The sequence below is a fragment of the Comamonadaceae bacterium M7527 genome (assembly GCA_021044545.1).
Lineage (GTDB): Bacteria > Pseudomonadota > Gammaproteobacteria > Burkholderiales > Burkholderiaceae_C > RS62.
Window position 1 is genome coordinate 347264 of sequence record CP087990.1, and the last position, 12512, is coordinate 359775.

Here is a 12512-nt window from a genome sequence, read left to right on the forward strand (position 1 = left end):
CCTATGGCTGTCACCATGACTGAAGCTGCTGCAAAGCATGTCAACCGATACTTGGGCCGCCGCGGCAAAGGCATAGGTGTGCGCTTGGGCGTTAAGACCACGGGCTGCTCAGGCTTGGCCTATACGCTGGAGTACGCTGACGAGGCCGGTGAGGAAGACGTGCAGTTTGAAGACCAGGGCATCAAAATTTTGATTGACCCCAAAAGCTTGGCCTACCTGGAGGGTACGCAGCTTGACTTTGTGCGCGAAGGCTTGAACGAAGGTTTCAAGTTCAGCAACCCCAACGAGCGTGATCGCTGCGGCTGTGGCGAGTCGTTTCGTATTTGATGTCTGGCACTATTGAATTAAGCCTGCAGGCCAACGACTTCCAACTCTTTGACCTGCCTCAGCAATTTGAGCTAGACGCGGGCGACCTGGCCAAGCGCTGGAAAGCGCTGCAAGCCCAAACTCACCCCGACAATTTTGTAAGCGCCACCAGCGCCGAGCAACGCTTGGCCATGCAGTGGTCTGTGCGCGTGAACGAAGCCTACCAGCGACTGCGTGCCCCGCTGCAACGTGCCGCCTATCTGTGCGAGCTGCGTGGTGTACCCATTAACGCCGAAAGCAACACGGCCATGCCGCATGAGTTTTTGGTGCAGCAAATGACGCTACGCGAAGAGCTGGATGAGGCGGGTGGCAATGCCGTTGCCTTGCAGCAATTGGCCGATATGGCCGCTGCAGCCAAGCGCGAGTGGCTGGCCAAGGTAGGACAGGCGCTAGACACAGACAACGACACGCAAGCAGCCAGCGGCGCAGTACGCGCACTCATGTTTATTGAGCGCGTGAGCAAAGACATCAATCAACAATTAGACGACGCAGCTTAGTACACCCCATGGCATTGCTACAAATTTCAGAACCAGGCCAGTCGCCAGATCCGCATCAGCGCAAAATTGCTGTAGGTATAGATCTTGGCACTACACACTCGTTGGTGGCCAGCGTGCGCAATGGCGTGGCCGAGTGCTTGCCAGACGACCAAGGTCGCGTGATATTGCCCAGCGTGGTGCGCTACACCACCACAGACGTGGCCAGCTCTGGCCGCCAAATTGGCTTTGACGCACTTGAAGCTGCCAGTACAGATGCTGCCAACACCATTGCATCTGTAAAGCGCCTGATGGGTCGCAAACGCGCCGACGTGCACGACGTAGACAACTTGCCCTACACCGTTGTAAACGGTGAAGGCATGGCCCAAGTGGCCACGGTAGCGGGCAACAAAACCCCAGTAGAGGTGAGCGCCGAGCTACTGGCCACGCTGCGCTTCAGGGCCGAAGACACCTTCAACGACGACCTGTTTGGCGCAGTGATTACCGTGCCGGCTTACTTTGACGACGCGCAGCGCCAGGCCACCAAGGACGCCGCGCAGCTGGCTGGCATCAACGTATTGCGTCTGATCAATGAGCCCACCGCAGCAGCCATTGCCTACGGCCTGGAGCAGGGCAGTGAGGGCGTTTACGCCGTGTACGACCTGGGCGGTGGTACGTTTGACATCTCCATATTGCGCTTAAGCGAAGGCGTGTTTGAGGTGGTGGCCACTGGTGGTGATTCTGCCTTGGGTGGCGACGACTACGACCGCGCACTGGCCCACTGGGCCTTGCAACAAGCCCCTGGCCAGCCAGACCCGGCAGCCTTGAGTGCCGAAGACAAAACACACTTGTACGCCGCTGCACGCGCCTGCAAGGAGCGTTTGTCCGCGCAGCCCAGCGCTATATTGGCAGCGCCGCTAAGCGTGGGTGACCTCAGCGTGAACGTGAGCGGCCAGGACTTTGCCAACGCCACCACACACCTGACCCAGCGCACATTGCTGGCCGTGCGCCGCGTGTTGCGCGACGCTGATATGGCCACAGATGAGGTGCAAGGCGTGGTGATGGTGGGCGGCTCTACCCGCATGCCGGTGGTGTTGCAAGCGGTAGAGCAACTGTTTGCCACAACACCACTTACCAACCTCAACCCCGACGAAGTCGTCGCCCTTGGCGCTGCCATTCAGGCCAATCAGCTGGCGGGCAACCACACGGGTGATGCGTTGTTGTTGCTGGACGTGATTCCGCTGTCTTTGGGCATAGAGACCATGGGCGGCCTGGTAGAGCGCATTGTGCCGCGCAACAGCGCCATACCCACGGCGCGCGGCCAAGACTTCACCACATTTAAAGACGGTCAAACTGCCCTGGCCTTGCACGTGGTGCAAGGCGAGCGAGACCTCGTGGCCGACTGCCGCAGCCTGGCGCGCTTTGAGCTGCGCGGCATACCGCCCATGGCTGCAGGTGCGGCACGCATACGCGTGACCTTTACGGTAGACGCTGACGGACTGCTGCAAGTAGGTGCTACGGAAACACAGTCTGGCGTGCAGGCCCAGATAGATGTAAAGCCCAGCTACGGCTTGTCTGACGACCAAATAGCCAGCATGCTGCGCGACAGTTACAACACCGCACAACAAGACATGCAAGCGCGTGCATTGGTGGAAGCACGCGTAGACGCGCAGCGCATGCTCATGGCCACGCAAAGCGCGTTAGATGTAGATGGTGACTTGCTGTCTGCGCAAGACCGCGCCAGCATAGACGCTGACATGGCCACACTGGCCGCAATGCAAACCAGCGAAGACGCCGCACAGATAGAGGCGTGCACCAAACAACTGGCCGCCAGCACCGAGGCGTTTGCCGCTGCGCGCATGAACCGCGGCATTGCGCAAGCGCTGGCTGGAAAAAACCTCAACGCCATCTAAACCCACACACTTTATTGCCCACGCGCCATGCCCATTATCAAAATACTGCCTCACCCCGAGTACTGCCCGCAAGGCATAGACATCAACGCGCCTGCAGGCACCACCATCTGTGAGGCCATGCTCGACAACGACATCAACATCGAGCACGCTTGCGAGATGAGCTGCGCCTGCACCACCTGCCACGTCATCGTGCGCGAAGGCAGCGCCAGCCTCAGTGAAGCAGAAGAGGGCGAGGAAGACATGCTGGACCGCGCCTGGGGCCTAGAGCCCAACTCACGCCTGAGCTGCCAAGCCGTGCTGGCCCAAGCCGACTTGGTGGTGGAGATACCCAAGTACTCCATTAACCACGCCAAAGAGAATCACTAGGCGTAAAGGTCGTTAGTATGTGGGCATGAATACCCACCACAAACTCAACTACATTGAGCTGCCTGGCAACAATTTTGAGGCGACCAAGGCGTTTTACGCCAGCGTGTTTGGCTGGCAGTTTGAGTCTTACGGACCGGAGTATTTGGCGTTTACCGATGGTGTACTAGACGGCGGTTTTTATACATCAGACCAGCAAAGCCGCATCGACAATGGCGCGGCTTTGGTCATTTTGTACAGCGCTTGCATTGACGCCACCCTAGTCGCCGTGCAATCCGCGGGCGCCGTTATTGCCAAGCCCATGTTTGACTTTCCAGGCGGGCGGCGCTTTCATTTTTTAGACCCCAATGGCAACGAGTTGGCCGTGTGGTCAGATGCTTGAATGGCTTAACATCAGCGCATGCGACAAATTGTTTTAGACACCGAAACCACTGGCCTGTCACCTCATGACGGCGACCGAATTATTGAGATTGGCTGTGTAGAGCTTTATCAGCGCAAGCCCACTGGGCGCAACCTGCATCTGTACATCAACCCCGAGCGCGACAGCCACGAAGACGCGCTGAAAGTACACGGCATCACCACAGAGTTTTTGGCCGACAAGCCCAAGTTTGCTGCTATTGCACAAGAGGTGGTGGACTATCTGCAAGGCGCCGAGCTGATCATTCACAACGCGCCGTTTGACGTGGGCTTTTTAAATCACGAGTTTGCGCTGCTGGGCATGCCGCCCATATCCGACATTACGTCAGGCGTGATAGACAGCTTGGCCATGGCCAAAGATCTGTACCCTGGCAAACGCAACAGCCTGGATGCGCTGTGCGACCGCCTGGAAGTGGACAACTCAGGCCGCAGCCTGCACGGCGCGTTGCTGGACGCCGAAATATTGGCCGAGGTCTACGTCAATATGACGCGCGGTCAAGACGCGCTGCTAATGGATTTGGACGACCGCAGCACCAACGGCCAAGGTCACGTTAAAGCCGTTGACCTCGCACAATTCGAGCTACCCATACTCACTGCCAGCGACGCAGAACTGAGCGCGCACGAGCAAGTGTTGAGCGCGCTGGACAAGGCTTGCGAAGAAGGCAGCGTGTGGCGCCGCGCGGCTGAGGCTGCTGGTTAAAGCACCCAAAACCGGGCTATAATAAAAGGCTAGCCGGGCGGTTAGCTCAGTGGTAGAGCACTGCCTTCACACGGCAGGGGTCACAAGTTCGAACCTTGTACCGCCCACCAGCAATTAGTCAGTTAAATCAAGCACCTACGAGTAGTTCTAGGTGCTTTTTTTACGCCCAAAAGTAGTATGAACACGCTTTACTACTATTGTTATGTTTCAGGGCTGGTTTGGTTAGTTTTACGGTTCACGGGCACAGTGTTTCGTGAATCGAATCTATCCTGCTACCTGGAGATATACCACTATCGCACCGTCCTGTTGAAGCGATCGACACAGGCGTTCTGTGTTAATCCAACGGGCCTCCACGAAACCCAGGGCGATTCAGTCTCCGATGTTGCGACCCAAGCGTCTGGCCAGCGACCGACGCATGGTCTTTGCCATGCGTTGCTGCCCTTGCAAATGACAGCAATCATCGTATTTTTGCGGCGCGTTTGTAATGACTCGAGACGCAACGAGAGCAGTTGACGCTATACACATAGCCTCAGCAAGGCATTGCTTTATAGACCACTTTTGTATTATAGTAAGCGGGTATTTATTAATCCAAAGGAGTTATAGTGTATTGCTTGTGTTCGAATGCATCGTTCGATGAAATTTTGGATCGGCAGCGCAACGCGCCGCTGCCTAGCAAGGAAATGATTGAGCAGTACACAGGCTGCTCCAAGGGATGTGGCACCTGCATAGGCGCGCTACTGGCCGAAGCTGAGATGCTAGAACTGCTGCCATGTGTGGTCGAGGCATGTCCAGTATGAGTGGCCTTGAAATGCTGTATCCAAGGCTTTTCGACTCCATGGAGCAGGCACGGTGGAGTCTCGCACACGATATCCCTTGGGATAACTTCGAGCGCACCAAGCTCAGTGATCGGCAGGTGCATGGAATTAAAATGAATGCCATCCTTGAGTGGTCCGCAATGCCGACCGCTGAGATGTTTCTGCGCGATAACCAACACGATATAGACTTCGCCGCCTTCGTATCGATTTGGTTCTTCGAAGAGCAGAAGCACAGCCTCGCCCTGCTCGAGTATCTCCGGCGATTTGCGCCTGATTTTCTGCCAACTGAGGCAGAACTGGCGGCCGTGCGCTTTAATTTTGACCCGGCTCCAGCACTGGAAAGCCTGGCCCTACATTTCTGTGGAGAAGTCCGACTCAACCAATGGTACCGCTGCGCCCGCGAATACCACACCGAGCCGGTCATCCGCCATATCTATGCAACACTGGCTACCGACGAGGCTCGTCATGCTCGGGCCTACTACGCATACATGTCCAAGGCGTTAAAGATAACGGAGGTCGATGCCGCTCAGGCGTTCACTAAAGTCGGCGTTTTGATGACCAACGCGCGACTGAACAAGGCCATGCATCCGACGAATTTGCATGTCAATAAGTCGCTTTATCCGAACGACACCGTCAATGCCCGATTGCCGGATCCCGCCTGGCTATCAACTTGGCTCGATCATGAGATCAAGTTCAGTCAGAAATGGGAGGCGTGCGTCGAGCGAGGCATCCTCGGCAATCTTTCCACATTATTCGCCACACCAATCACTGATGCACACGATTTAAGGCGATTCAGGGATTCGTTGCGCGTGCAGCGGCACGAACTGCCCGAACCTTTGGAGGCATAAGTTGGCCACTTCAGAAGATATTCAGTTCCACTACGATGTTGACAACGCGTTCTATGCCATCTTCCTAGACCGCGAATTCCGCGCCTACAGCTGTGCGGTCTGGGACAATGCCAAGACGTTAGAGGAAGCTCAGCGCGCTAAAGTCGATCGTATCTGTCAATTCGCGGCGGTCAAGGCAGACACGCGTCTGCTTGATGTCGGCTGCGGCTGGGGCGGATTGATGGCTCATGCGGTCAGCGTCTACCACGCGCGCAACGCACATGGCTTGACGCTCAGCAACGATCAGTTGGCTTATATCGCTGCCGAAGCTTCGCCAGAGGTGAGCGCGGAGTTGCAGTCTTGGCGTGATCACCATCCGATGCAGCTCTATGATGCAATCATCTCGGTTGGTGCTTTCGAGCACTTTGTCTCGCGTGTCGAGCGCATGACCGGCCAACAGATTGGCATCTATAGGGACTTTTTCGCCACCTGCCGACGAGTGTCTACTGAAACCGCCCACCTAGGTCTACAGACTATTGTGACCGCGCGCAATCCGGCAACCCTACAAGAGGCGCGCGATGCGCGCTATTTGTTGGACAAAGTTTTCCCCGGTTCAGCCCTGCCAAGCGAGGCCGATATCCTCGCAGGTTCGGGTGGCCTGTATAAAGCGGCAGAGATTCGTCGAATAGGCAGAGACTATGCGCGTACGCTGGCCTGTTGGCGGGAGAGGTTACTTGGGCAACGCAAACTCGCGACTGAGAAATTTGGATCGGCGGTCGTCGATCACTATCTGCGCTATTTCGAGGCGGCCGAGAGAAGCTTTGAAAGCGGCGTGACCGATTTAGTTCAGATGTCTTTGTGTCCCGAACTTTCAATCGGGACCGTGCTGTCGTGAACGCAATGCTGGACGAGCCACGCGACGAGCAACTTCAAGCAGAAGCGAACTTCTTACCAATGCCATATGAGGTCGATTTCACTGGCTTCCTCAGTAATACGGTGGCACCGCGCTGGCTTGAGCGTATGCGACTTCAGCTGATCGCCGATCACTTCGACGATCAGGGTCTGTTTGAACGACGGCAGTTGTCGGTGATTGCGCGCAGCGAGATTGATTATCTGCGACCGGTTCGCATGGGTGTGCTTGTAGTCGGTCGGGCTTGGATTGAACGATGTCTGCGTACGAGTTGGACGATTCGCTTTACGTTCCGCGAAGCAGATGCAAATGTTCTGTGCATGCGAGCGCTGCAAGTCGGTGTCTTTATCGATCCAGATACCTTCAACCCGGTCCGAGTGCCGCCTGTCATAGCAGCTCGTGTAGCTGAAACCAACAATTAACAGGAGATTAATGTGGAACAAGAAATACTCCACAAAGCCCGCGACATTATTCTCGATATCGTTGATATTGAGCGTGAAAAAATTGTTCCCGAGGCTTCGCTACGCGATGACTTGCAAGCCGACTCTCTCGCTAGCGTCGAGATAGTCATGGCACTTGAAGACCAGTTCAAAATTCAATTTGATGAAGAGCAGGCGCGCAGCTTTGTTACGGTAGGTGAATTAGTCGCTGCAATCGAGGCCATGCGATGCATCAACGCTACGCCAAAGACATCGGTATGACCGAGATAGCCGAGCCGACCTCCGGCGCATCCGCCCCCGGTGGTTTTGCCGACAAGCCAGTAGCGAAGTTCGCGCGTTCGCTGTTCCCCTTGTTTGCCAGACTAATGCCGGACGCGGCGGCGAACCTCGCACTGAAGTTGTTCCTGTCACCGCCGCGTGTCAAAACACCCGGTTGGGAGCGCCCCTTTGCTGAGCGTGCCACGATCGGCGCGCTGTCGGTCGACGACAAGCAATTCAAAACTTACACTTGGGGAAGCGGCAATCGCACGATTGTCATATGCCATTCCTGGGGCGGGCGCTCTTCTCAGCTCGGAAATTTCATTGAACCGATTACCTCCGCAGGTTTTCGCGTTGTTGGTTTCGATGCGCCGGCGCATGGTGCCTCCGCGGGCAAGCAGACTGACATGATGGAGTATTCGGCCGCCATCAATGCGGTTGTCAATCATTTCGGGCCAGTGCATGGCATGCTCGGTCACTCGTTCGGTGCAGGAAACTCTCTGTTCGCTTGGGAGAGATTTGGCTTCAATGTCCCTCGAATGGCCCTCATTGGTTGCTTCTCGAATGCGATCTGGGTGACTGATCGCTTCGGCGAGGTACTCGGAATTCCGAAGGTGGTCCTGGTCAAGATGCGATCAGCACTTGAGCAGCGCTATGAGGGCAAGCTCAACTGGGCCTCGCTTGACATAGGCAAGTTCGCGCAGCGTTTTCCCGGCGAGCTGTTGATGGTTCATGATCGCGATGACTACGAGATTCCCTACTTCCACGCTGAGAAGATCATGGCGACTGCTGCGCGCCCCGGCTTGACTCTTTTAAGTACGAGCGGTCAAGGGCATCGCCGAATTCTTCGTGACCAGCAAGTCATTGTGCGCGTTACCGACTTTTTCAACGCTTCCGCCTAAGGTCCAGATGCTGTCATCTACCGGTATCCAGGCTTCGGAGAGCACGACGCTGATCAGGCTGCGCGTCATCATCGTTTATTTTGGGTGTTTGGCCATATTGTGGGTTCCTGCAAGTTCGGAATTATTGATGCTTGCTGCGCTGAGCTTTTATCTACGAACCTTTGGTTGGGAGGGTGGTCATCATCGCTACTTCGCGCATCGCAGCTTCAAGACAGGACGCTTCTTTCAGGCCGTGTTGGCTTGTCTGGGCGCGTCGTCTGGCCAACGTGGACCGCTCTGGTGGGTGTGCCACCACCGGGCACATCACCGATATTCGGACACGCCGCGCGATCCGCATACACCAGTCGGTAAAGGCCGGGCGTACGCCTACTTGGGCTGGATTTTCGACAAGCAGTACTGCGATACCAACTTAGACGAAGTGAAGGACTTTGCAAAGTATCCAGAACTGGTCTGGATTAATAAGTATCACTATGTTTTTCCGTACCTGTTGCTAGTTGGTCTCTATGCGCTTGGCCGCTGGACCTCTCTGCTGGGCCAAGATGCTGGGTTTGCCGCCGTGGTCTGGGGCTTCTTTGTGCCGACCTTTATCTCACTGCAGGGCTCGCTGCTCGTTAATGCTTTCGCTCATGGCTACCCGCAGGACGCCAAAAGTTGGTTTTCTTACCGAACCTATAACACCTCCGATACTTCGCGTAACAATTGGCTACTAAGTCTTGTTTCGCTCGGTGCTTCCTGGCATAACAACCATCACCGCTATATGAACTCGGCGACGACAGGCTTCCGTTGGTGGGAGCTCGATATCACCTACTTAACCCTGCGCGTTCTTGCAATGTTGGGGCTGGTCTGGGATCTTCACAGGGTGCCCGTGCATATTCGAAACGAACAGCGAATCACGACATCATGACAAGCGTCATACCCTTAACCATTACCACACCATCGACGGTACTTCCCCCGCTGCCGCCGCGACATTTTTTCGAACAATCGCTATTGCAGACGTCACTTTACCTTGGCTATGGGCTACTGCTCTCGATAGGCCCCGGTTGGTTATCCTATGTCGTTCAGACCACTGACTGGCCTCTCGCCGTGCGTCTCTCTGCTTCACTGCTGCTATCGGTGATTGCAGGCTTCGGATTTTTCATGCTAGCAGGTACCGCTCACGAGGGCTTCCACTGCAATCTACATCGTCGACCAGCCATAAGTGGACTAATTGGCATCATGTTCAGTGCGTGCATTCCGGGATTCATCGGTATCGGGTTCACGCTATCCCATTGGAAGCATCACCGATATACGAATGAACCGCTCGACCCTGATTGCATGCAGTTCAGGCGCTTCCGCAATTTCTGGTCTCGCCTACTATTGGCAAGGTTATCGGCCAATGCCGCTTATCGCCGTGTGGCGCTGACATTGTTGATGGGTCACATCGATACCAAGGCTGGCACCTACTGCCTGCCTTTGCACACGTTGCGCTTGCTTTGCTTAGTCAATGTAGTGTGGCATCTGCTACTTATGGCGGGCCTGATCGCAATTTGTATCAGCGCACCATTGTTGGCGGTTTGCATGTTCATTGCACCACTGATAGCCACATTAATGATCACAGGGATTAACCCCTACCAAGAGCATGCAGGTACGGGAACCGAGCACGACAATAAAGCACGGAGCCGTACCTCGCCGCTGTTCACGCTCTTGATGCTCGGCACCAATTACCACCTAGAGCACCACCTCTATCCACGGGTTCCATGCTGGCGTTTACCAGCACTTCATCGTTGGCTTGTCAGCACTGAATGGTACCGTGCGGCTGAGCCGATTGTCGTTTCACAGTTCATGGCCGCTTTCTCGCCACGCCTCATTTCGGGTGCTCTGGCCTACGGAACTTATGGAGAGTCAAATCCGTGAACTTGGGCGCGAGTACGGCATCGTTTCCGAACGCTCAAGACTGGTCGATGCTGTCGACATTGGTTCTAGCTGGCGGTGGCAACCGCTGTTGGTGGCAAGCAGGCGCAATTAGTTGCTTGCTTGATGCCGGATGGTCGTTGCCTCGGAAGTGGGTTGGTACCAGTGCGGGTGCTGCAATCGCCGCCTCCTGTCTGACAACCGGCGCCGAGTCAGCATTGGATGCGTGTCGTACCCTTTATGGAGAGAACACTCGTATTTTCGATTGGCAAGGTCTGTGGCATGGCCGACTTCGGTTCGCGCATCAAGACATCTATCCATCCTGGCTCAATGTTTTCGTCAATGACAAGACTTTCGATCAGTTACGTAGCTGCGATGCTTCGCTACAAGTTGGGATTACCCGGCCGGCGCGCCTGCTTGGCTTGGGCATCAGCGTTGCCCTGGGCACGGCGGCGTATCTAGTCGACAAGAAAATTGGGCATGGTATCCACCCACGCTTGCCTAGTTTTTTGGGACTACGCCAAGAATTTATAGATATCACGCGTTGCGGCAGTGCGTCTGAAGCGCACCTGATACTGCTGGCTGCAGCGGCACCTCCTCCAATCATGCCTGCGGTAAAAATTGCTGGCGACTATGGCTTTGACGGCGGCTATACCGACAACGCGCCAATCCCTGCTCAGAATTTGGCGGAGCGCAATGGAACACTGGTCATGCTTACTCGCCACTATCCGAAACTTCCAACCGTGTTCCGTTTGCGCGAGCGTTTGTACTGGCAGCCGAGCCGACCAATACCAGTTTCAACTTGGGACTGTACCAAGCAAGCGACTGTAGATTCCGCCTTCCGCTTAGGCCGTGAAGATGCAGCGGCCGTGCTGCAATTGGGCGGAGGAAATCCAATCCGTAATGGGGATGTAGACACTTGGCAAATTTAAAACGCCAAAGCAGCTGTATATCGTTGATGAACTGCCTCGCGGCCCCTCTGGCAAGGTGCAGCGATTGAAGTTGCCTGAACTTGTTCGCCATGAGGCAGCCGCGTGAGCCTCGGCGGCCTTACGAATGTCGGCCGCCAGTTGCAATCAGCTGTCAGCAGTGCAAAAACGCGTTTAAAGGGACTCAGTCCGGTGGCGTACCGGTTGAGTAACACCGCTTAATTAGTAGAGCCGCCTACGGGGCCCCTTTTTTCAATAGCATTGTTTGACCATGGCCTCTAAGGCAATGGGTTTGATCTTGGAGCCATGGCCTGCACAGCCGAAGGCTTCAAAGCGGGCTTCACAAATGCGTTGGGCGGCGCTGCGTGCGGCGATCAGGGCTTTGCGTGGGTCGAATTCGCTGGGTTGCTGGGCAAACAGCTGACGCATGGCGCCGGTCATGGCCAAGCGGATGTCTGTGTCTATGTTGACCTTGCGCACGCCGCGCTGGATGCCACGCACAATTTCTTCTACTGGCACGCCATAGGTTTGCTTGATATCACCACCGTATTGACGAATGATTTCCAGCCACTCTTGAGGCACGCTGGAGCTGCCGTGCATGACCAAATGAGTGTTGGGTATGGCTTTATGAATGGCCTCGATGCGGTCAATGGCCAATATGTCGCCTGTAGGTGGGCGGGTGAATTTGTATGCACCGTGACTGGTGCCAATGGCAATGGCCAGGGCATCCACGCCGGTTTGGGCTACAAAGTCTTTGGCTTGTTCGGGGTCGGTCAGCATTTGCTCGTGGCTCAGTTTGCCCACTGCGCCCACGCCGTCTTCCTCGCCTGCTTCGCCAGTCTCTAACGAGCCCAGGCAACCCAATTCACCTTCCACGGACACGCCTACTGCATGCGCCGTGTCGCAGACGCGTTGCGTCACGCCCACGTTGTATTCGTAGCTGGCGGGCGTTTTGGCGTCTTCCATCAACGAGCCGTCCATCATCACGCTTGAGAAGCCGGAGCGAATGGATTGCTGGCATTGGGCGGGGGACGCACCATGGTCCTGGTGCAAGACCACGGGTAGGTCAGGGTGGGTCTCTATGGCGGCTAACACCAAGTGGCGCAAGTAGGCTTCGCCTGCATATTTGCGAGCGCCGGCTGAGGCTTGCAGTATCACTGGGCTGTCAGTGGCTTGTGCAGCCTCCATGATGGCTTGAACTTGTTCAAGGTTGTTGACGTTGAATGCGGGCACGCCGTAGCCGTGCTCTGCCGCGTGATCTAAAACTTGGCGTAATGAAACCAATGCCATGATGTTGTCTCCTGTTGCG

The 12512-nt window shown here is 55.7% G+C and carries 15 protein-coding genes and 1 tRNA gene; 15 read left to right on the plus strand and 1 reads right to left on the minus strand.

Annotation, left to right across the window (positions count from 1 at the left end; all coding sequences use genetic code 11):
- The first annotated feature begins 3 nt into the window (after positions 1-3).
- From iscA to LN050_01700, 15 genes are all read left to right on the plus strand, one after another.
- The gene (iscA, locus tag LN050_01630; protein ID UFS56596.1) at positions 4-327 is read left to right on the plus strand and encodes an iron-sulfur cluster assembly protein IscA; all 324 of its coding nucleotides are present in this window, start codon (positions 4-6) and stop codon (positions 325-327) included.
- The gene (gene hscB, locus LN050_01635; protein UFS56597.1) at positions 327-863 is read left to right on the plus strand and encodes a Fe-S protein assembly co-chaperone HscB; all 537 of its coding nucleotides are present in this window, start codon (positions 327-329) and stop codon (positions 861-863) included. The genes iscA and hscB overlap by 1 nt, the downstream gene beginning before the upstream one ends.
- 8 nt (positions 864-871) lie before the next feature.
- Positions 872-2752 (plus strand): Fe-S protein assembly chaperone HscA, encoded by a 1881-nt coding sequence (hscA, locus tag LN050_01640; protein ID UFS56598.1) that lies wholly within the window; start codon positions 872-874, stop codon positions 2750-2752.
- Positions 2753-2779: 27 nt separating this feature from the next.
- Positions 2780-3118 carry an ISC system 2Fe-2S type ferredoxin gene (fdx, locus tag LN050_01645; GenBank protein ID UFS56599.1) on the plus strand — a complete coding sequence of 113 codons (339 nt, stop codon included), beginning with the start codon at positions 2780-2782 and terminating at the stop codon, positions 3116-3118.
- A 25-nt stretch (positions 3119-3143) separates the two neighbouring features.
- Entirely contained in the window at positions 3144-3497 is a 354-nt protein-coding gene (locus tag LN050_01650; GenBank protein ID UFS56600.1) for a VOC family protein, read from the plus strand.
- Positions 3498-3515: 18 nt separating this feature from the next.
- On the plus strand, positions 3516-4232 hold the full coding sequence (gene dnaQ, locus LN050_01655) for a DNA polymerase III subunit epsilon (GenBank protein ID UFS56601.1): 717 nt from the start codon (positions 3516-3518) through the stop codon (positions 4230-4232).
- Between the two features lie 35 nt (positions 4233-4267).
- Positions 4268-4342: transfer RNA gene (locus LN050_01660), tRNA-Val, on the plus strand.
- Between the two features lie 698 nt (positions 4343-5040).
- Complete coding sequence (locus LN050_01665) at positions 5041-5895, plus strand: ferritin (protein ID UFS57291.1); 855 nt, start codon at positions 5041-5043, stop codon at positions 5893-5895.
- A gap of 1 nt (position 5896) precedes the next feature.
- A complete protein-coding gene (locus LN050_01670) occupies positions 5897-6769 on the plus strand; it encodes a cyclopropane-fatty-acyl-phospholipid synthase family protein (protein ID UFS56602.1) in 873 nt (290 codons plus the stop codon).
- Between the two features lie 5 nt (positions 6770-6774).
- Positions 6775-7206, plus strand: a complete 432-nt coding sequence (locus tag LN050_01675) for an acyl-CoA thioesterase (GenBank protein ID UFS57292.1) — start codon at positions 6775-6777, stop codon at positions 7204-7206.
- Between the two features lie 12 nt (positions 7207-7218).
- The gene (locus tag LN050_01680; protein UFS56603.1) at positions 7219-7485 is read left to right on the plus strand and encodes an acyl carrier protein; all 267 of its coding nucleotides are present in this window, start codon (positions 7219-7221) and stop codon (positions 7483-7485) included.
- Complete coding sequence (locus tag LN050_01685) at positions 7482-8384, plus strand: alpha/beta hydrolase (GenBank protein ID UFS56604.1); 903 nt, start codon at positions 7482-7484, stop codon at positions 8382-8384. Before LN050_01680 ends, LN050_01685 begins: the two co-directional genes overlap by 4 nt.
- 7 nt (positions 8385-8391) lie before the next feature.
- Positions 8392-9288, plus strand: coding sequence for an acyl-CoA desaturase (locus LN050_01690; GenBank protein UFS56605.1), 897 nt, complete (start codon positions 8392-8394; stop codon positions 9286-9288).
- Positions 9285-10277 carry a fatty acid desaturase gene (locus LN050_01695; GenBank protein UFS56606.1) on the plus strand — a complete coding sequence of 331 codons (993 nt, stop codon included), beginning with the start codon at positions 9285-9287 and terminating at the stop codon, positions 10275-10277. The genes LN050_01690 and LN050_01695 overlap by 4 nt, the downstream gene beginning before the upstream one ends.
- Positions 10274-11206, plus strand: a complete 933-nt coding sequence (locus LN050_01700; protein ID UFS56607.1) for a patatin-like phospholipase family protein — start codon at positions 10274-10276, stop codon at positions 11204-11206. The genes LN050_01695 and LN050_01700 overlap by 4 nt, the downstream gene beginning before the upstream one ends.
- A 249-nt stretch (positions 11207-11455) precedes the next feature.
- On the opposite strand, the gene fba is transcribed toward LN050_01700, so the two are convergent.
- Positions 11456-12493, minus strand: coding sequence for a fructose-bisphosphate aldolase class II (gene fba, locus LN050_01705; GenBank protein UFS56608.1), 1038 nt, complete (start codon positions 12491-12493; stop codon positions 11456-11458).
- Positions 12494-12512: the final 19 nt, after the last annotated feature.